Genomic DNA, 17,906 nt, shown 5'->3' on the forward strand with positions numbered 1-17,906 from the left:
GGTGTAGATCTCGATGTCGTCGTCGTTGACCGTGTTCGCGGGCAGCAGCGAGATCACGCCGTTCGCGGTCAGCCAGCGGCCCTGGATCAGGCGCGCGAGCATCGACTTGGCATCCGAGAACACGCGCCGCGCCGATTCGCCGACGATCTCGTCGTTCAGGATCGCCGGGTACGGGCCCGCGAGATCCCAGGTCTGGAAGAACGGGCCCCAGTCGATGTAGTTCGCGAGCTCGTTCAGGTCGTAGTTCTTGAACACGCGCCGGCCGATGAACTTCGGCTTCACGGGCTGGTAGCCCGCCCAGTCGACCTTCGTCTTGTTCGCGCGCGCCTCGGCGAGCGTGACCATCGGCTGCGCCTTGCGGTTCGCGTGCTGGTCGCGGATCCGTTCGTAATCGGATTTCAGCTCGTCGAGGTATTTCGCCGCGCCTTCGTCCGACAGCAGGTTCGACGCGACCGACACCGAGCGCGACGCGTCCGGCACGTAGACGACCGGGCCTTCGTAGTGCGGCGCGATCTTCACGGCCGTGTGCACGCGCGAGGTCGTCGCGCCGCCGATCAGGAGCGGAATCTTCTTCACGCGGAAGTAGTCGTCGCGCTGCATTTCCGACGCGACGTACGCCATTTCCTCGAGGCTCGGCGTGATCAGGCCCGACAGCCCGATGATGTCCGCGCCCTCGACCTTCGCCTTCGCGAGGATCTCGTTGCACGGGACCATCACGCCCATGTTGACCACTTCGAAGTTGTTGCACTGGAGCACGACCGACACGATGTTCTTGCCGATGTCGTGCACGTCGCCCTTCACGGTCGCGATGACGATCTTGCCCTTCGCGCGCACGTCGCCGCCCGCTTCCGCGAGCAGCCGCTTTTCTTCCTCGATGAACGGGATCAGGTGCGCGACGGCCTGCTTCATCACGCGCGCCGACTTCACGACCTGCGGCAGGAACATCTTGCCCTGGCCGAACAGGTCGCCGACGATGTTCATCCCGTCCATCAGCGGGCCTTCGATCACGTTGATCGGGCGGCCGCCCGCCGCGGCGATCTTCGCGCGCACCTCTTCGGTGTCCTCGACGATGAAGTTCGTGATGCCGTGCACGAGCGCGTGCGAGAGCCGCTTCTCGACCGGCTGGTTGCGCCACTCGAGGTTCTCTTCCTTCTTCGCGCCGCCCGCCTTGAACTTGTCGGCGATTTCGAGGAGCCGGTCGGTGGAATCGTCGCGGCGGTTCAGGATCACGTCCTCGACGCGCTCGCGCAGCTCCGGGTCGAGGTCGGCATACACGCCGAGTTGGCCCGCGTTCACGATGCCCATGTCCATCCCCGCCTGGATCGCGTGGTACAGGAACACGGTGTGGATCGCCTCGCGCACCGGGTCGTTGCCTCGGAACGAGAACGACACGTTCGACACGCCGCCGCTCACCTTCGCGTACGGCAGGTTCTGCTTGATCCAGCGGGTCGCCTCGATGAAGTCGACCGCGTAGTTGTTGTGCTCCTCGATGCCGGTCGCGACCGCGAAGATGTTCGGGTCGAAGATGATGTCCTCCGGCGGGAAGCCGACTTCGTTCACGAGGAAGTCGTACGAGCGCTTGCAGATCTCGGTCTTGCGCGCGTAGGTATCGGCCTGGCCCGTCTCGTCGAACGCCATCACGACCGCGGCCGCGCCGTAGCGGCGGATCAGGTTCGCGTGGTGGCGGAACGCGTCCTCGCCTTCCTTCAGCGAGATCGAGTTCACGATCGCCTTGCCCTGCACGCACTTGAGGCCGGCCTCGATCACGTCCCACTTCGACGAGTCGATCATGATCGGCACGCGCGCGATGTCCGGCTCCGACGCGATCAGGTTCAGGAAGCGCACCATCGCCGCCTTCGAATCGAGCATCGCCTCGTCCATGTTGATGTCGATCACCTGCGCGCCGTTCTCGACCTGCTGGCGCGCGACGGCGAGCGCCTCGTCGAACTGGCCGTTGAGGATCATCCGCGCGAACGCCTTCGAGCCGGTGACGTTGGTGCGTTCACCGACGTTGATGAAGAGCGTCCCGGACGTGACGTTGAACGGCTCGAGGCCGGCAAGGCGCATCATGTGATCGGTCATGGCGGTGCGAATTCGTGTGAGGTAGGGCGGGCGTGGATGCGGTCGGTCAGGCGGCGTCGCTGTACTGGGTCGGCCAGCGGCGCGGTTTCACGTCGGCGAGCGCCTTCGCGATCTCGGCGATGTGCTCGGGCGTCGTGCCGCAGCAGCCGCCGGCGAGGTTCACGAGCCCGGCCTGCGCGAATTCCTTCAAGAGGCCCGACGTGACGTCCGGCGTTTCGTCGAAGCCGGTGTCGCTCATCGGGTTCGGCAGGCCCGCGTTCGGGTAGCACGACACGTAGGTGTCGCACAGCTTCGCGAGCTCGGCGATGTACGGGCGCATCAGCGCCGCGCCGAGCGCGCAGTTCAGGCCGAACGTGAGCGGCTTCGCGTGGCGCAGCGAATTCCAGAACGCCTCGACCGTCTGGCCCGACAGGATGCGGCCCGAGGCGTCGGTCACGGTGCCCGAGATCATGATCGGCAGGCGCTCGCCGGTGTCCTCGAACAGTTCGTCGAGCGCGAACAGGGCGGCCTTCGCGTTCAGCGTGTCGAAGATCGTCTCGACGAGGAACAGGTCGACGCCGCCGTCGAGCAGCGCCTTCGCCTGCTGGTAATACGCGTCGCGCAGTTCGTCGAACGTGACGTTGCGCGCGCCCGGGTCGTTGACGTCCGGCGAGATGCTCGCCGTCTTCGGCGTCGGCCCGATCGCGCCCGCGACGAAGCGCGGTTTGTCGGGCGTCGCGTAGCGGGCGGCCGATTCGCGCGCGAGCCGCGCCGATTCGACGTTCATCTCGACGACGAGGTCTTCCATCCCGTAATCGGCCTGCGCAACCGTCGTCGCGCCGAAGGTGTTGGTTTCGACGATGTCCGCGCCGGCCGCGAAGTACTGGTCGTGGATCTCGCTGATGATCTGCGGCTGCGTGAGCGACAGCAGCTCGTTGTTGCCCTTGATGTCGCGCGGGAAGTCCTTGAAACGCTCGCCGCGATACGCGGCCTCGTCGAGCTTGTAGCGCTGGATCATCGTGCCCATCGCGCCGTCGAGGATCAGGATGCGCGATTTGAGCAGCGCGGGCAGTTCGGCGCCACGCGTGTAGCGCGCGTCGAGCGGGGCGGAAGCGGCGAGAGGAGTCGCGGACATGGCGGAAGAGCGGCGAGGACGGGAAAACCGTCATTGTAGCCGGTGCGCCGGGGCGCCGCCCGGCCTCGCGCGGCGCGGCAGCGGCGCCGGCGTGACACGTGCCCGCGGCCGTCGTCCGCGCACCGGCGGCACCAAACGAAAACCCCCGCCCGGCGAACCGGACGGGGGCTTGGATCGGAGTGCTCGCGGTGCCGCTCGATCGCGGCGAATGGCCCGGCATATCGCCGGGCCGCGGGTCGTCAGTGCAGGACGACGGGCATCATCATCAGGCTGTCGAACTGTCCGAGGAATTCGTCCACTTCGTCGAGCGACGGTTCATCCTCGATCAGCTGCTTCACGTGCGCGCGGAATCGCTCGGCGAGCTCGCCGTCGATGAAGATCTCGCGCTGTGCGTTCTTGTCGACGATTTCGTATCCGCCGGCATTCATCAGATGGTGACCGGCCTGCGGCGCAAATTCGACGACGCAGTAGTTGGGGCTGTTGTAGATCATTTGCATGGCGGCACTCCTCTTCGCAGTGGCATCTGGCCTTGTTGTCCCATAGGTGGGGCAGGCCTTGCCGGTTTCAAGGGGCTTGCGCTGCACACCCCGTTCTCCCGTTTGCGTGGGGTGTATCGGGTTAGAAGCCGATGTCTATCAAACGTTTCCTATTGTGATCCGGTGTACCGAAATAGTTGTTAAAGAGTGTCATCGGCCATTTTAACGCGCACTTTAATCGGTCGAAATTGCCGATCGGCCGATCGTCATGGCGCGGACGGCGACGATGCGGGCGGTGCAGCCGCCGGCGCGGGCGGTTGCTCGGCGGGCGGCGGCGCGGGTTGTGCCGGCTCCGCGGCCGGTGCGCTGGCGGGCGCGTTGGTTGCGCCTTCCGTCGCGCCATCGGCCGGTGCATCCGGCGGGGCGAGCCGGCCGTGCCACAGCAGCTCGATCTGCGAGCCGTTCGGTTCCGATTGTACGAGACGCGCGGGCAGCCAGCCGAGCGACGGCGCGAGCCACATGTCGATGCGGCGCGTGTCGCCGTCGCGGCGCGGCAGCCGCATGAAGTGGCGTGCCCTGATGGTGCCGGCCTGCGTCTGCACGTCATCGTCGCCGATCACGGTGATCGGCCAGGTCTCGCCGCTGTTGTTGTCGATCACGAAGAACTGTTGCGTGACGCCCGGCTGGTACGCGGACGGATTGCCGCGCAACAGCCCCGACAGCTGCATCAGCATGCTGAAGCGATCCTGCACGCCGTCGGGCAGCGGCGCGTTGTTCGGCGTGCGCGTGAAGACCACCTGGTGAATCTCGCGGTTGAAGATCGCGATGTCCTCGGGCCGCTTGCCGCGCTTCTCGACATAGCGGTCGGGCGCGACGCCGAATGCGTCGATGCGGCCTTCGCTGCGGTAGGTGAACGGGCCGACGAACGGCACGGGCATCGATACCGACAGATCGTAGGTGCGCCCGTCGGTGCGCCAGTGGATCGTGCCGATCATGTTCTGCATCCCGTTGTAGAACGTGTCGTACTGCAGGTCGCCGGGCGGCGGCGCCGCGAACTTCACGCCGCTCGTCGCGGGGCCCGGCGTCGCGGCACCGCTGGCGCCGGCGGCCGATGCCGCCTGCGTGCCGGATGCGCCTGCCGTGCCGCTCGCGGCGGAGGCGGCGGCCGGCGGCGGCTCGCCGCGCTCGGCCGTCTGCGTCGACGTGAGGACCGGCTCGGGCGATGGGGCGGGCTTCCGTGCGGGTTTCGGTGCAGGTTTCGGTGCAGCGGCGGCCGGCTGAGCCGGCTCGGCCGGATGTTCGGCCGGCTTCGGCGCGGGCTGGCGTTCGATCGGCTGGGGCTTCAGCAGTTCGATCTGCACCGGTATCGCGGCGGGCGCGGGCGGCGTGAACGCATCGCGGTTGCGCGTCAGCCACAACGCCGCGAGCGCGTGCAGCACCAGCACGACGACGAGCGCGACGCCCACGCGCAGCCAGTGGCGGGGCGGGGCGTGACGAGGACGGGTGTCGGCAGGCGGCATCGGCGGTCGGAACAGGGTTGGGGCGGTCGTGGCGCGCCGCGCGCAGCACGCGTCACAGCCATCGGACCGCCGGAGGCGCCGCGCGTTCGCGGACCATCGCGCGGCGCGGCGCGCGCCCGGCGTCTGAGGCGTGTCAGGCGTCGCGCGCGTCCGGACTATAGCCGAGTTCGTAAGACAGTTTCTGCGCGCAGGCGCGCAGCGCGGTGTCCATCTCGCCGCCCCACGCGATGTCGAACGTGCCTTCCTGGCCGAGCGCGACGATCGCGAGCGCGAGTTCGCCGACCGCATCGAACACCGGCATGCAGAACGCATGGATCGTCGGCAGCAGCATCCCTTCGACACGCGCGGCCTGATGCGCGCGCACGTCGGCGAGCACCGCGTCGACCTCGTCGAGCGTGCGCGGGCCGCCGTGATGCGGCGAGCGGCGCGTATCGGCGAGCTCGCGTTCGAGCATCGCGGCGGTCTTGCTGCGCGGCAGGTACGCGGCGAACAGCAGGCCCGTCGCGGAGCCGAGCAGCGGCATCACGTCGCCGAGCTTAAGCGACGCCTTCGCGGGGTGGCTCGATTCCATCCAGTGCACGATCGTCGGGCCCTGGTTGCCCCATACCGCGATGCCGACCGTCTGGTCGACGCGGTCGCGCAACTCGGTCAGCGCGATTCGGGCGAGCTTGACGCCGTCGACGCGCGCGAGCCGCGCGAGCCCCATCTGCAGTGCGAAGCCGCCGAGTTCGTAGCGGCCCGACACGGGATCCTGCGACACGACGCCGAGCCGCGAGAAGCTGACCAGATAACGGTGCGCCTTCGCAGGGCTCATGCCCGCCCGCTGCGCGAGATCGCGCAGCATCATCGCGCGCGGCTCGCTCGTCAGCACGTCGAGCAGGCGGAAGCCGACCTCGATCGACTGGATGCCGGAGCGGACCTTCTCGCCGCCTTCGCCGTGCTCGCCGGAGCCGGTGTCGTCGGTATCGGAATCAGCGAGATCGTCGTCGGGAAGCGGGCTGGCAGGCATGGGCAACGGGGGCGCGACAAGGCGGCAAGGGTCGGACGAAAGCGGCAAGCACGATCATCGCGCGCCGCGCGGATTCACCATCGTAAAATAGATTCCCTCCATCGTCACTACAACGGCAGATACCCCATGAAACTTGCATCGCTGAAGGACGGCACGCGCGACGGCCAGCTGATCGTCGTGTCGCGCGACCTGCACACCGCGGCGATCGCCGACGCGATCGCACCGACGCTGCAGCGCGTCCTCGACGACTGGGCGTTCTACGCGCCGCAACTGCGCGACTTGTACGACGCGCTGAACCACGGCCGCGCACGCAACGCGTTCGCGCTCGACCCGGCGAACTGCATGGCGCCGCTGCCGCGCGCGTTCCAGTGGGCCGACGGCTCCGCGTACGTGAACCATGTCGAGCTCGTGCGCCGCGCGCGCGGCGCCGAGATGCCGCCGGAGTTCTGGACCGATCCGCTGATGTACCAGGGCGGCAGCGACGATTTCCTCGGCGCGCGCGACGACATCGTGTGCCCGTCCGAGGAGTGGGGCATCGACTTCGAGGCCGAGGTCGCGGTGATCACCGGCGACGTGCCGATGAGCGCATCGCCCGACGACGCACTGAAGGCCGTGCGGCTCGTCACGCTCGTGAACGACGTGTCGTTGCGCAACCTGATTCCGGCCGAACTCGCGAAGGGCTTCGGCTTCTTCCAGAGCAAGCCGGCCACCGCGTTCGCACCGGTCGCGGTGACGCTCGACGAGCTCGGCGACGAATGGCGCGAAGGCCGCGTGCACCGGCCGATGATCGTCCACTGGAACGGCAGGAAGGTCGGCCAGCCCGACGCGGGCACCGACATGGTGTTCCACTTCGGCCAGCTGATCGCGCATGCGGCGAAGACGCGCAACCTGCGTGCCGGCTCGATCGTCGGCTCGGGCACGGTGTCGAACAAGGACGCGAAGCGCGGCTACTGCTGCATCGCCGAGAAGCGCTGCCTCGAGACGATCGAGCACGGCGCGCCGCAGACCGAGTTCATGCGCTACGGCGACACCGTGCGCATCGAGATGTTCGACGCGGCCGGCAAGTCGATCTTCGGCGCGATCGAGCAGGCGGTCGCCCCGCCCGACGGCGCGGCCTGACGCAGGCGCGAAGCCCGGCCCCGGCCCGCGCGCCGGGTTTCGCCTGATGTTTGCCCGCGCGGGCTTGGCTACACTCGATTCAAGCGATTCAAGCGTCTCAGGAACCCGGGAGCTGCGCATGGCCGATCTCGCCGCATATGGCGGTTACGAAGCACTGAAGGTGACGCGCCGCGACCATGGCGTGCTCGACATCGTGATGAGCGGCGAGGGCGCGAACCGCAGCGGCCTCGCGACCGCGAACGCGCGCATGCATCGCGAGCTTGCCGACATCTGGCGCGACGTCGACCGCGATCCCGACACGCGCGTCGCGGTGATCCGAGGCGAGGGCAAGGGCTTTTCGGCGGGCGGCGATCTCGCTCTCGTCGAGGCGATGGCCAACGATTTCGACGTGCGCGCCCGCGTGTGGCGCGAGGCGCGCGACCTCGTCTACAACGTGATCAACTGCAGCAAGCCGATCGTGTCGGCGATGCATGGCCCGGCCGTCGGCGCGGGGCTCGTCGCCGGGCTGCTCGCCGACATCTCGATCGCCGCGAAGGATGCGCGCATCATCGACGGCCATACGCGGCTCGGGGTCGCGGCCGGTGATCACGCGGCGATCGTGTGGCCGCTGTTGTGCGGGATGGCGAAGGCGAAGTACTACCTGCTGCTGTGCGAACCGGTGAGCGGCGAGGAGGCCGAGCGGATCGGCCTCGTGTCGCTCGCGGTCGAGCCGGCCGACCTGCTGCCGAAGGCGTATGAGGTCGCGGAGCGGCTCGCGCACGGGTCGCAGTCGGCGATCCGCTGGACCAAGTACGCGCTGAACAACTGGCTGCGCAGCGCCGGGCCGACGTTCGATACGTCGCTCGCGCTCGAATTCATGGGCTTTTCGGGGCCCGACGTGCAGGAAGGCATCCGCTCGCTGCGCGAGCGGCGCCCGCCCGGCTTCCCCGGCGACGCACCATTCTGACGCGCGCTATGATCGAACCCAAGGCGGCCGCGCGACCCGCGCCGGCCGCTTCGCTCACCCAGTCAACCAGGATGCCCGTATGACGACCGATGCCTCCGGCTCCAATCCTTTCGCCGGCTTTGCCGGTTTCAAGCCTGCCGACATGCTCGACCGGATGTGGGACATGATGCGGATGTCGCCGTTCGGCGGGATGGCGTCGTTTCCCGGTGCCGCCTCGGGGCTGCCGCCGTCGCTGTCGAGCATGTCCGACATGATGGCGCCGCTCACGAGCGTCGAGGAGCTCGACAAGCGGATCACCGATCTGCGCGCGGTCGAGCAATGGCTCAAGCTCAATCTCGGAATGCTGCAGTCCGCGATCCAGGCGCTCGAGGTACAGCGCGCGACGCTCGCGACGCTGCGCGCGTTCGGCGCGTTCGCGCAAAGCTCGATGTCGGCGGCCGAGGAGGCCGCGGTTGCGGCCGCGCAAGCGGCGTCCGCGCCGCGTGCCGACGCGCAGCAAGCGCCGGACGCTGCCGCCGACGCGCCGCCGGCCGGCGACGCCGCGCAACAGGCGTTCGACCCGGCCGGCTGGTGGAACCTGCTGCAGGCGCAGTTCAACCAGCTCGCGAGCCTCGCGATGACGCAGCCGGGCGCGCAGCCCGCGGCGCCGGACGCCGCGCCGCCCGAGCAGTCCGAGCCGGCGGCGCGGGCGGAACCGCCCGCACCGGCCGCGGCCGCCGCGCCGCGCAAGCCGGCCGCGAAGCGTGCGAAGCCGGCCGGCTCGGCCGCGGCGCGCGCGGCGGCTGCTTCGTCGCCCGAAACGCGTCCGCCGAAGCGCTCGACGTGACGCGAACCGGATAGCAGGTCGATCATGCGGCTCGCGCTCGTTCTGATGGGGGGCGGCGCACGCGCCGCCTATCAGGTCGGCGTGCTGAAGGCGCTGGCCGAGATCGCGCGCGAGGCCGATCCGAACCGGCATACGGTGCCGTTCACGGTTGTCTGCGGCTCGTCGGCCGGTGCGATCAATGCGACGTCGATCGCGAGCCACGCCGACGATTTTTCGCACGGCGTGCGGCGTCTGCTCGAATTCTGGGAGCCGCTGCGCGCGGACTACGTGTATCGCACCGACTGGCTCGGCATCGCGGCGGCGGGTGCACGCTGGCTCGCGACGATGACGTTCGGCTGGGCGGCGCGCCGCTCGCCGCGCGGGCTGCTCGACAACGCGCCGCTCGCGCACCTGCTGCAGCGCGAGCTGAGCTTCCACCGGATCGAGCAGATGCTCGAGGACCGCCTGCTGCATGCGCTGTCGGTGACGGCACTCAGCTATTCGAGCGGCCGGCACCTGACGTTCTACCAGGCCGCCGAGCCGATCCAGGCATGGCGGCGCGCGCAGCGCACCGCGCGGCTCGTCGACCTGTCGGCGTCGCACCTGCTCGCATCGTCGGCCATTCCATTCGTGTTTCCGGCCGTGCCGCTCGTGCTCGACGGGCAGATCGAATACTTCGGCGACGGCTCGATCCGGCAGGTCGCGCCGCTGTCGCCGGCGATCCACTTCGGCGCGGACCGGATCGTCGTCGTCGGTGCGGCCGACCCGCGGCCCGAGATTCCGGCCGCAAACGGCTCGGGACGGGCGCGCGGTTACCCGTCGCTCGCGCAGATCGGCCAGCAGGTGCTCGCGAGCGTGTTTCTCGACTCGATCGGCGCGGACATCGAGCGCATCGAGCACATCAACCGGATGATCGAGCACCTGCCGCACCAGGTCGAAGTGGACAGCGGCTGGCGGCACGTCGACGTGCTCGCGATCGCGCCGTCCGAGCGCATCGAGCTGATCGCCGCGAAACACCTGAAGCAGATGCCGGCGACGATGCGCGGGCTGCTCGGTGCGATCGGCGGCAGCCAGCCCGCCGGCGCGTCGTTCGCGAGCTACCTGTTGTTCGAGGAAGCGTTCACGCGCGAGCTGATCGAACTCGGCTACCGCGACGGGCGCGCGCAGCGCGACACGCTGGCGGACTGGATCGCGCGGGCGGACGGCGGCAGCGCGCCGGCGGCCGGCACGCCACCGGAAGACGGCATCGCGACGGGCGAAATACGGGTCTGACACGCGCGGGCCTGGCCCGAAAGCGATGCAGCTTACATATCGGTTGCGTTTTCGCGACGGCGGCCCGCGACCGATCGCCGCACCGGGGTTGGCGGCACCTGACCGGGTGCGCGTCTCGGAACCGTCATGCACGCGTGCTATCATGGCCGCCGCCGTATACACCATATCGAGCAGCCCGCCGGTCCGGCGGTCGCACGGGAACCCGTCCGGGAACCGCGCGGCGCCGGGACGGGCTCGCCACCGAGCCGGCCTGCGCCGGCCCCCACATCAGGCACGCGCGGTCGGTTCCGTTCGAGCGGAGCGGGGCCGCGGCGTGCTTCAAGGCGGCGGCGCGGCCGCCCGGCTGCCGGACGTGGAATCTGCGTCCGGAGGCTGGATTCACGCGTAAAATTACAGTCTTGGCTGCAAAAAGCGCGCTCGCGCGCCGACGCGGCAACAGTCACGTTTAGAGAAGTCGCATTGCGCAGAACAGGGGTGGGACCATCATGAACACGATGCTTTATCCGGAACTTTACAGGTCGCTCGAAGCCGTCCGCTGGGACATGGAGAAGGACATTCCGTGGGACAAGTTCGACGCTTCGCTGCTCACCGACGAGCAGGCAAAGACGATCAAGATGAACGCGATCACCGAATGGTCGGCGCTCCCCGCGACGGAAATGTTCCTGCGCGACAACCAGCACGACAGCGACTTTTCCGCGTTCATGAGCGTGTGGTTCTTCGAGGAGCAGAAGCATTCGCTCGTGCTGATGGAATACCTGCGCCGCTTCCGGCCGGAAATGGTGCCGACCGAAGAGGAACTGCACGCGGTGCGCTTCGAGTTCGATCCGGCGCCGCCGCTCGAGACGCTGATGCTGCATTTCTGCGGCGAGATCCGCCTGAACCACTGGTATCGCTGCGCGGCCGACTGGCACACCGAGCCGGTCATCAAGCACATCTACGAAACGATCTCGCGCGATGAAGCGCGCCATGGCGGCGCTTACCTGCGCTACATGAAGAAGGCGCTGAACAATTGCGGCGACGTCGCGCGCGCGGCGTTCGCGAAGATCGGCGTGCTGATGGCGTCGGCGCGCCGCACCGAGAAGCCGCTGCACCCGACCAACCTGCACGTGAACCAGGCGCTGTTCCCGCGCGACACCGTGCAGTCGCGCCTGCCCGATCCGGAATGGCTCGAGCGCTGGCTCGACGAGCAGATCCGCTTCGACGGCGAGTGGGAAAAGAAGGTCGTCGAACGGATCCTGCACAACCTGTCGATCCTGTTCGAGCGCACGTTCGCGACCGCGCAGGAACTGAACCGCTACCGCAAGGAAGTCACCGGCCGCCTGCAGTCGGAAAACGGCCCGTCGTCGGCCGCGCAGCCGGCCTGAGGCCGCGCGGCGTCGCCACCGGCGCGAAGTGCCACCGGTCGCGATCGCCGCAGCGCATTCATGCATGAAGCCCGCCCGGTCATCCGGCGGGCTTTTTATCTGGCGCGGCCGTGTTCCGTCGCGACGTGCACCGCGCGCCGCTCACGCCATCCGAAATCCATCATGTCCGCTACCTTCGAACGCAAGCTGATCACCCGCGACGCCCTGGTTGCCCTGCGCGCTTCGCTGCCTTCGCCCGTCGTGTTCACCAACGGCGTGTTCGACATCCTGCACCGTGGCCACGTCACGTATCTCGCCGATGCGAAGGCGCTCGGCGCCTGCCTGATCGTCGGCGTGAACAGCGATGCGTCGGTGCGCATGCTCGGCAAGGGCGACGACCGTCCGATCAACCGCGAGGAAGACCGGATGGCGCTGCTTGCGGCGCTGGAAAGCGTCGACTGGGTCGTGAAGTTCGAGGAAAAGACGCCGGTGTCGCTGATCGAGGCCGTCCGTCCGGACATTCTCGTGAAGGGCGGCGACTACGACATGGACGCGCTGCCGGAGTCGGCGATCGTGCGCGGCTGGGGCGGGCTGGCGCTCGCGATCCCGTTCGAGCACGACCGCTCGACCACCGCGCTGCTGAAGAAGGTGCGCGCGCAGCAGTCCTGATGCAGGTGCCGCGCCGTCAGGGCGCGGATGCCGCGAGCGGCTCGGCCGTGACGGCCGACGCGCCGATCGGACCGCCGATCACGGGCTGATCGCTCGCCTGCGCGAGCGGCATCGCATGCAGCGCATCGGGCCGCACCTGCCGGGACAGCACGCCCGGTTCGCGCGGCCCGGCCGCCGGCAGCGGCCCGAACACGCCGCGCACCGCGACGAACGCGAGCAGGTTCGCCAGAAAGAGAACAGCGATCAGCCAGCGCAGCATCGTCGACACTCCTCGTCGTTGTTCAGTCGTTCAACCGTTCAGTCGGGCCGGCCGCCTGGCAGGCTGCGTCGTTGCAGCCGGCGATTGTTCGCATCGGCCGGGCCGTGTGTGCGGCCGGCGGTCTGCATGGGCGCAAATACCGGCGCCCGTTCTTCCATCCTCTGCGCGACGAAGCCTGCAGCCGGGCAATCGTCGACGCGGCCGGCGCGATGCCGGCCGGCTTGTCATCCTGTCTGCGCAGCCGTTTCCGTGGCGATCAGCGCAAGCCCGGACAGGATCAGCGCGTCGTGCCGCGTGTGCGGCAGCGTCAGCGCGCGCGCGACGTCGTCCGCCGCACCGCCTGCCAGCACGAGCCGCACGGGTGCCTGCCATGCGTCGGCGAGATCGCGCCAGGCGCGTTCGATCAGCCCCGCCTGCGCGTACAGGCAGCCGGCCGACAGCGAGCGCGGCGTATCGACCTGGAACGGCTCGGCCTGCGCGCCCGCAAGCAGCCCGCTCGCGATGTCGGTGGTCAGCGTCGGCAACTGCGCGGTGTGCGTGCCGAGCGCGCGCATCATCAACGCCCAGCCCGGCGCGATCAGCCCGCCGGTGAAACGACCGTCCGCGCGCAACGCTTCAAGCGTCGTCGCCGTGCCGAACGTCGCGATCAGCAGATGCTCGCCCGGAAACGCCGCCCGTGCGCCGATCAGGCCGGCCCAGCGGTCGCTGCCGAGCTGTTCGGGCGTCGTATAGCCGTTCGTCACACCGCATTGCGCGGGCCGCGAGCGGATCGTCGTGCGCGGCAGGCCCGGCCAACGGGCGTCGAGCAGCGCGTCGAGCCGGGCGGCCACGTCGGTGCCCGCGACGTTCGAGATCCATGCGCGGCGCGGACGCGGCAGGGCCGACCAGTCGGGATCGGCGCCGCCGTCGCGCGTATGGCCGAACGCGCCCGTGTCGACGAGCGTGCGCTGCGCGTCGGCGAGCGCCCACTTGATCCGGCTGTTGCCGGCGTCGATCAGCAGATGCGGTTCGTTCATTGCGCTTCGCGCAGCGACACGTCGCCGGCCGCGATCGCCTGCACGCCATCGGGCGTGTCGAGCAGCAGCTGGCCGGTCGCGTCGATGCCCGTCGCGATGCCGCGCACGCGTTCGACGCCCTGTTCGAGCAGCACGACTTCGCGCCCCGCGTATGCGTGCAGCGCATGCCAGCGCGGCAGGAACGGCGCGAGCCCGTCGGTGCCGAACTGCGCGAGCGCGGGCGTGAGCGCGTTCAGCGCGGCGGCGAGCGTATCGGTGAGGTTGGCCGATGCGCACGCGGCCGACAGCGCGGCCGGCGGCAGCCCGCTCGCGAGCGTCGCTTCGCGCGCGCGCAGCGCGTCGACCTGCGCGGCGACGGCTTCCGCGCCGCGCACGTTGATGCCGAAGCCGATCACGACGGCGGTCGCGTCGGCGGTGGTCCAGACGGTTTCGATCAGGATCCCGGCGAGCTTGCCGAGGATGTGCGACGTGCCGTCGTCGGTGGCCGTCAGCAGCAGGTCGTTCGGCCATTTGAGCGCGACCCGCGTGCGGGCGTCGAGCGGCAGCGTGGCGAGCCCTTCCGCGAGTGCGACGCCGATCGCGATGCTGAGGCCGCCGAGCGCGTCGACGGGGCGCGGCACGATGCAGCCGACCGAGCACAGCAGCGCGTTGCCGGGCTGCGCGAACCAGGGACGGCCTTGCCGGCCGCGGCCGGCCGTCTGCTCGAACGCGACGCGCACGAGCGGCGCGGGCAGCGCGTTCGCGGTGCGCGGCAGCGCCTTGAGGCGCGTCGCGACGTCGGCGTTGGTCGAGCCGGTGGCGGCGACGATGTCGAGCGGCCACGCGCGCGGCGCGGCATCGAGGTGCGCCTCGAGCCGGTTACGCGCGATGTGCGCGTCGCCGGAATCGGGCGTGTCGGAGGAGGTGGGGGCGTTCATGCGGCTATTGTAGCGACAGGGGGCGCCGGTGCGTGTCGAGCGGCGCTTCGGCCGCCGCGCTTGACGGCGCCGTGCCGCCTGTCGGGGTGGATCGGCGCCGTCGTCGCGTACCGCGTATGGCAATTCCGCGAGCAGTCGCGGGATGCCATACGCGTCAGGGCGCCGTGGTCTGGCCGCCCGCCGCGCGCCGCCGCACCGTCAGGGCGCGACGACCGGATGCTTCAACGCATGCGCGGTCTCGATCCACTGCGCGTGGAATTCGTCCGCGTCGGGCCTGAGCCCCAGCTCGCCGTTGCGATAGGCCATCGCGAGCGTCTGCACGGCTTCCGGCAGCTCGTGTTCCGCCGCACGGCGATACAGCGCGAGCGCGCGCGCTTCGTCGCGCGGCACGCCGCTGCCGTCGCGGTAGGCGTTCGCGAGCATGAAGTCCGCGGCCGGGATGTCCGCGCGCGACGCGCGCTCGAACCAGTGCGCGGCCTGCGCGGGGTCGGCGGCGGTGCCGTAGCCGCTGCGATAGATCAGCCCGAGGTAATACGCGGCGGCCGGATCGCCCTGGCCGGCCGCTTTGCCGAGCAGCGCGCGGGCGCGCACATAGTCCTTCGGGATGTCGCCGCTGCCGAGCAGCAGCAGCTTGCCGAGTGCCAGCTGAGCACGCCGTGCGGCGGGCGTTTCGGCTTTCGCGTCCACCTGAGCGGCGGTCTCGAGCCAGCCGCGCCCCTCGTCGCGCAGCCCCGGCTCGCGCGCATCGGCGAGCGCGATGCCGAGCGCCGCCTGCGCGTCGCCCGAACCGCGGCGTGCGAGGGTACGCAACTGCGCGAGCGCGTGCGGCTCGACGGCCTGCGCGACCATCGCCTGCCATTCGTCGAGCTGCGCGGCGCTCGGCGCGGGGCCGGCGGCGCGCCAGCCGGTCGCTGCGACGACGGCCGCGACGGTCACGGCCGCCGCCGCGAGCAGGGCGGCCGGCGGGAGTTTCGCGCGCAGCAGGCGCCGCGCGGCGGCGGTGAAGCCGGTCTCGGCCGGCCGTATCGTCCGGATCGGTTGCATCGCGGGTCTCGTGGTCATTGCGTGAGGTCGATCTCGTAGATGGCGAGGTTCTTGCCCGAGCCGTCGTCGGCCGCGACCTGCGTGAGGCCGCTCAGGCCGGCCGCCGCCGCGTCGCCGAGCCGGTTCGGCGCGGACGTGAACTGCACGTGCGCGACCGAGCTCGCGAGCTTCGTGAAGCGCCAGCTGCGCTGCGCGCCGTCCGCCGCGCGCGTGATCGCGCCGCGCTTCTTGATGAACGCGATCAGCACGTCGCGGTTCGCGTCGGGCGACGCGAAGATCGTCTTGCTGCCGTCGAGGCCCGGGAAGTTGCCGCCGCCGCTCGCGCGGTAGTTGTTGGTCGCGACGATGAACTGCGCGTTCGGGTCGATCGCCACGCCCTTGTACGTCAGGTTCTTGATCCGGCTGCCGACCGGCTGCGTGACGTCGATCTCGTACGCGAGATCCGCGGACGTGAACATGTCGAAGTTGTAGCCGGGGAAACTGCCGACGAGCGGCTGCACGGTCGCCTTGGTCGGGTCGATCGTGTTGAAGCGTTTCGCGGCCGTCTCGAGCCAGTTCTTCACGTCGCTGCCGCTCACCTTCACCGCGTACACGGTGTTCGGATACAGGTACAGGTCGGCCGCGTTGTTGATCGCGAGCGCGCCCGGCGCGACGTCGGTGTAGTCGCTGCCGCCGCCGAAGCCGCTCTTGAACGGCGCGCTGACCGACAGCACCGGCAGCGACGCGTATTGCGGCAGGTTCGCCTGCACGTAGGTCTTCACGTAGTCGGCCTGCGCCTCGTTGACGATCTGGATCGCGCCCGGGTCGCCGACGTCCGCGAAGTACGAGTTCATCCGGTAGTCGGTCGAGCCGATCGGCGTCTTCACGTAGTCGATCGTCGCCTGGTGCTCGGCCGCGATCGCGGCGGACACCGACGGATCGGCGGCGACGTAGCTCTTGTCCGCGTTCTGGATCGGCCGCGCCTCGACGGTCGTCAGCGACTTGTCGACGCTCCACGTCTTGCCGTCGAACCTGAGGCCGAGCTTGATCACGCCGAGATGCTTGCCCCAGTAGTTGGCCATCACGGTCGGCACGCCGTTGACGGTGCCCTTCGCCTTGTCGACGCCCGGCAGGTTGAACTGCGCCACGGTGCTGTTCGCGTCCGGGAACACCTGGTGCGAGTGGCCGATCAGCATCGCGTCGATGCCGGGCACCTTCGACAGCCACCAGCTGCCGTTTTCCATGGTCGGCGAGTACGCGGTATTGTCGAGGCCGCCGTGCGAGATCGCGACGACGAGGTCGGCCCCCTTCGCGCGCATCTCCGGAATGTACTGCTCGGCTGCTTCCTTCAGGCCGGTCGTGTAGACCTTGCCGTCGAGCCAGCGCTTGTCCCAGCTCATGATCGCGGGCGGCGTGAAGCCGATGATGCCGACCTTCACCGGCGCGCTGACCGTCTTGCCGTCGGGCGTGACGGCCGTCACCGTGCGGGTCAGGATCGTGTACGGCGTGAACAGCGGCGCATGGGTCCTCGCGCTGATCACGTTCGCGAGCACCTGCGGGAAGTTCGGGCCCGCGCACTTCTTCTGCTGCGCGGGGGCCGGCAGCCCGTCGACGTCGAACGTGTTGCCGGTCACCTGCGACAGGTACGGCAGCCCGTAGTTGAATTCATGGTTGCCGATCCCGCCGCCGTCGAATTTCGCGGCGTTCATCACCTTGTAGATCGCGAGCGTCTGGTCGCAGCCGATGGGATTCACGAGCGCCTGGTAATCCGACAGCGCGGTGCCCTGGATCGTGTCGCCGTTGTCGAGCAGCAGCGTATTCGGATACTGCGCGCGCGCCTGGGCGATCAGCGTCGACACGCGCTCGAAGCCGAGCGACTTGTCGGCGGCGAGCTTGAAATAGTCATACGACAGCACGTTGGTGTGCAGGTCGGTCGTTTCGAGCAGCGCGAGCGTGGCCGTCGTGCCGGCGGGCGCCTGGGCCTGCGTCTGCGACGGCGCGGTGACGTCGTCGCCGCCGCAACCGGCGAGGGCGAAGGCGAGGCTGGCGAGCGCGGCGGCGGCGGTCACGCGGCGGCGGGAAAGCGGGGGGAGACGCATCGATTGTCCTGTTCGGTGTTCTCTTCTATGAATCGCGAGGCGCGCAACGAGATGGCGGCGCGGGTGCCGACGGCCTGACATGCGGCGCGTGAGAGTATCGAAAGGAAACGTGACGGAAGAATGAAAGGTCGCGCGCCCGGCACGCCGAACCGGCGGCGAGCGTCGCGCCGTCGCGGGCCGGGCACTCGCAACCGGACGCTTCCGGCGGGCAGCCCGGGCCCGGGCGTCCCACCGGAA

General features: G+C 69.5%; 16 protein-coding genes. 6 read left to right on the plus strand and 10 right to left on the minus strand.

All coding sequences use genetic code 11. The features are described 5' to 3' along the window. The 5 genes from DIE06_RS18745 to DIE06_RS18770 all read right to left on the minus strand — a co-directional run. Positions 1 to 2,082: dihydropteroate synthase (locus tag DIE06_RS18745; protein WP_185733424.1), on the minus strand; the 2,082-nt coding region annotated here is incomplete at its 3' end. A gap of 46 nt (positions 2,083 to 2,128) precedes the next feature. Next, complete coding sequence (locus tag DIE06_RS18750) at positions 2,129 to 3,196, minus strand: homocysteine S-methyltransferase family protein (protein ID WP_124662642.1); 1,068 nt, start codon at positions 3,194 to 3,196, stop codon at positions 2,129 to 2,131. A 239-nt stretch (positions 3,197 to 3,435) separates the two neighbouring features. Next, positions 3,436 to 3,693, minus strand: a complete 258-nt coding sequence (locus tag DIE06_RS18755) for a DUF3567 domain-containing protein (protein ID WP_006477667.1) — start codon at positions 3,691 to 3,693, stop codon at positions 3,436 to 3,438. Between the two features lie 245 nt (positions 3,694 to 3,938). Then, the gene (locus DIE06_RS18765; RefSeq protein WP_124662643.1) at positions 3,939 to 5,192 is read right to left on the minus strand and encodes a DUF3108 domain-containing protein; all 1,254 of its coding nucleotides are present in this window, start codon (positions 5,190 to 5,192) and stop codon (positions 3,939 to 3,941) included. Positions 5,193 to 5,325: 133 nt separating this feature from the next. After that, positions 5,326 to 6,201: an IclR family transcriptional regulator gene (locus DIE06_RS18770; RefSeq protein ID WP_124662644.1), complete on the minus strand. Its 876-nt coding sequence runs from the start codon at positions 6,199 to 6,201 to the stop codon at positions 5,326 to 5,328. Positions 6,202 to 6,327: 126 nt separating this feature from the next. Here DIE06_RS18770 and DIE06_RS18775 point away from each other — a divergent pair, with 126 nt between their 5' ends. From DIE06_RS18775 to rfaE2, 6 genes are all read left to right on the plus strand, one after another. Next, positions 6,328 to 7,320 carry a fumarylacetoacetate hydrolase family protein gene (locus tag DIE06_RS18775; RefSeq protein ID WP_124662645.1) on the plus strand — a complete coding sequence of 331 codons (993 nt, stop codon included), beginning with the start codon at positions 6,328 to 6,330 and terminating at the stop codon, positions 7,318 to 7,320. A gap of 118 nt (positions 7,321 to 7,438) precedes the next feature. Next, the gene (locus DIE06_RS18780) at positions 7,439 to 8,266 is read left to right on the plus strand and encodes an enoyl-CoA hydratase/isomerase family protein (RefSeq protein WP_124662646.1); all 828 of its coding nucleotides are present in this window, start codon (positions 7,439 to 7,441) and stop codon (positions 8,264 to 8,266) included. A gap of 79 nt (positions 8,267 to 8,345) precedes the next feature. Further along, positions 8,346 to 9,092 (plus strand): PhaM family polyhydroxyalkanoate granule multifunctional regulatory protein, encoded by a 747-nt coding sequence (locus DIE06_RS18785; protein ID WP_124662647.1) that lies wholly within the window; start codon positions 8,346 to 8,348, stop codon positions 9,090 to 9,092. A gap of 24 nt (positions 9,093 to 9,116) precedes the next feature. Then, on the plus strand, positions 9,117 to 10,343 hold the full coding sequence (locus DIE06_RS18790; protein ID WP_124662648.1) for a patatin-like phospholipase family protein: 1,227 nt from the start codon (positions 9,117 to 9,119) through the stop codon (positions 10,341 to 10,343). A 485-nt stretch (positions 10,344 to 10,828) separates the two neighbouring features. Beyond that, positions 10,829 to 11,707, plus strand: a complete 879-nt coding sequence (locus tag DIE06_RS18800; RefSeq protein ID WP_124615092.1) for a ferritin-like domain-containing protein — start codon at positions 10,829 to 10,831, stop codon at positions 11,705 to 11,707. 162 nt (positions 11,708 to 11,869) lie between these two features. Continuing rightward, entirely contained in the window at positions 11,870 to 12,355 is a 486-nt protein-coding gene (rfaE2, locus tag DIE06_RS18805; protein ID WP_124662649.1) for a D-glycero-beta-D-manno-heptose 1-phosphate adenylyltransferase, read from the plus strand. 16 nt (positions 12,356 to 12,371) lie between these two features. Here rfaE2 and DIE06_RS18810 read toward each other — a convergent pair whose 3' ends face one another. The 5 genes from DIE06_RS18810 to DIE06_RS18830 form a co-directional block, all read right to left on the minus strand. Next, a complete protein-coding gene (locus tag DIE06_RS18810) occupies positions 12,372 to 12,614 on the minus strand; it encodes a hypothetical protein (protein ID WP_124662650.1) in 243 nt (80 codons plus the stop codon). Positions 12,615 to 12,838: 224 nt separating this feature from the next. Continuing rightward, positions 12,839 to 13,630, minus strand: coding sequence for a type III pantothenate kinase (locus DIE06_RS18815; RefSeq protein ID WP_124662651.1), 792 nt, complete (start codon positions 13,628 to 13,630; stop codon positions 12,839 to 12,841). Further along, on the minus strand, positions 13,627 to 14,547 hold the full coding sequence (locus tag DIE06_RS18820) for a biotin--[acetyl-CoA-carboxylase] ligase (RefSeq protein WP_124662652.1): 921 nt from the start codon (positions 14,545 to 14,547) through the stop codon (positions 13,627 to 13,629). The genes DIE06_RS18815 and DIE06_RS18820 overlap by 4 nt, the downstream gene beginning before the upstream one ends. Before the next feature lie 198 nt (positions 14,548 to 14,745). Next, positions 14,746 to 15,591, minus strand: a complete 846-nt coding sequence (locus DIE06_RS18825; protein ID WP_124662653.1) for a tetratricopeptide repeat protein — start codon at positions 15,589 to 15,591, stop codon at positions 14,746 to 14,748. A 14-nt stretch (positions 15,592 to 15,605) separates the two neighbouring features. Next, positions 15,606 to 17,669, minus strand: a complete 2,064-nt coding sequence (locus DIE06_RS18830; RefSeq protein WP_124662654.1) for a bifunctional 2',3'-cyclic-nucleotide 2'-phosphodiesterase/3'-nucleotidase — start codon at positions 17,667 to 17,669, stop codon at positions 15,606 to 15,608. Between the last annotated feature and the right edge of the window lie 237 nt (positions 17,670 to 17,906).

Source organism: Burkholderia sp. Bp8998 (assembly GCF_003854235.1).
In the GTDB taxonomy this organism is placed as follows: domain Bacteria; phylum Pseudomonadota; class Gammaproteobacteria; order Burkholderiales; family Burkholderiaceae; genus Burkholderia.

What these genes read in the sequence shown, in the direction of transcription:
- DIE06_RS18750 (WP_124662642.1), bottom strand. Translation starts at nt 3,196, where the DNA reads ATGTCCGCGACTCCTCTCGCCGCTTCCGCCCCGCTCGACGCGCGCTAC.
- DIE06_RS18755 (WP_006477667.1), bottom strand. Translation starts at nt 3,693, where the DNA reads ATGCAAATGATCTACAACAGCCCCAACTACTGCGTCGTCGAATTTGCG.
- DIE06_RS18765 (WP_124662643.1), bottom strand. Translation starts at nt 5,192, where the DNA reads ATGCCGCCTGCCGACACCCGTCCTCGTCACGCCCCGCCCCGCCACTGG.
- DIE06_RS18770 (WP_124662644.1), bottom strand. Translation starts at nt 6,201, where the DNA reads ATGCCTGCCAGCCCGCTTCCCGACGACGATCTCGCTGATTCCGATACC.
- DIE06_RS18775 (WP_124662645.1), top strand. Translation starts at nt 6,328, where the DNA reads ATGAAACTTGCATCGCTGAAGGACGGCACGCGCGACGGCCAGCTGATC.
- DIE06_RS18780 (WP_124662646.1), top strand. Translation starts at nt 7,439, where the DNA reads ATGGCCGATCTCGCCGCATATGGCGGTTACGAAGCACTGAAGGTGACG.
- DIE06_RS18785 (WP_124662647.1), top strand. Translation starts at nt 8,346, where the DNA reads ATGACGACCGATGCCTCCGGCTCCAATCCTTTCGCCGGCTTTGCCGGT.
- DIE06_RS18790 (WP_124662648.1), top strand. Translation starts at nt 9,117, where the DNA reads ATGCGGCTCGCGCTCGTTCTGATGGGGGGCGGCGCACGCGCCGCCTAT.
- DIE06_RS18800 (WP_124615092.1), top strand. Translation starts at nt 10,829, where the DNA reads ATGAACACGATGCTTTATCCGGAACTTTACAGGTCGCTCGAAGCCGTC.
- rfaE2 (WP_124662649.1), top strand. Translation starts at nt 11,870, where the DNA reads ATGTCCGCTACCTTCGAACGCAAGCTGATCACCCGCGACGCCCTGGTT.
- DIE06_RS18810 (WP_124662650.1), bottom strand. Translation starts at nt 12,614, where the DNA reads ATGCTGCGCTGGCTGATCGCTGTTCTCTTTCTGGCGAACCTGCTCGCG.
- DIE06_RS18815 (WP_124662651.1), bottom strand. Translation starts at nt 13,630, where the DNA reads ATGAACGAACCGCATCTGCTGATCGACGCCGGCAACAGCCGGATCAAG.
- DIE06_RS18820 (WP_124662652.1), bottom strand. Translation starts at nt 14,547, where the DNA reads ATGAACGCCCCCACCTCCTCCGACACGCCCGATTCCGGCGACGCGCAC.
- DIE06_RS18825 (WP_124662653.1), bottom strand. Translation starts at nt 15,591, where the DNA reads ATGCAACCGATCCGGACGATACGGCCGGCCGAGACCGGCTTCACCGCC.
- DIE06_RS18830 (WP_124662654.1), bottom strand. Translation starts at nt 17,669, where the DNA reads ATGCGTCTCCCCCCGCTTTCCCGCCGCCGCGTGACCGCCGCCGCCGCG.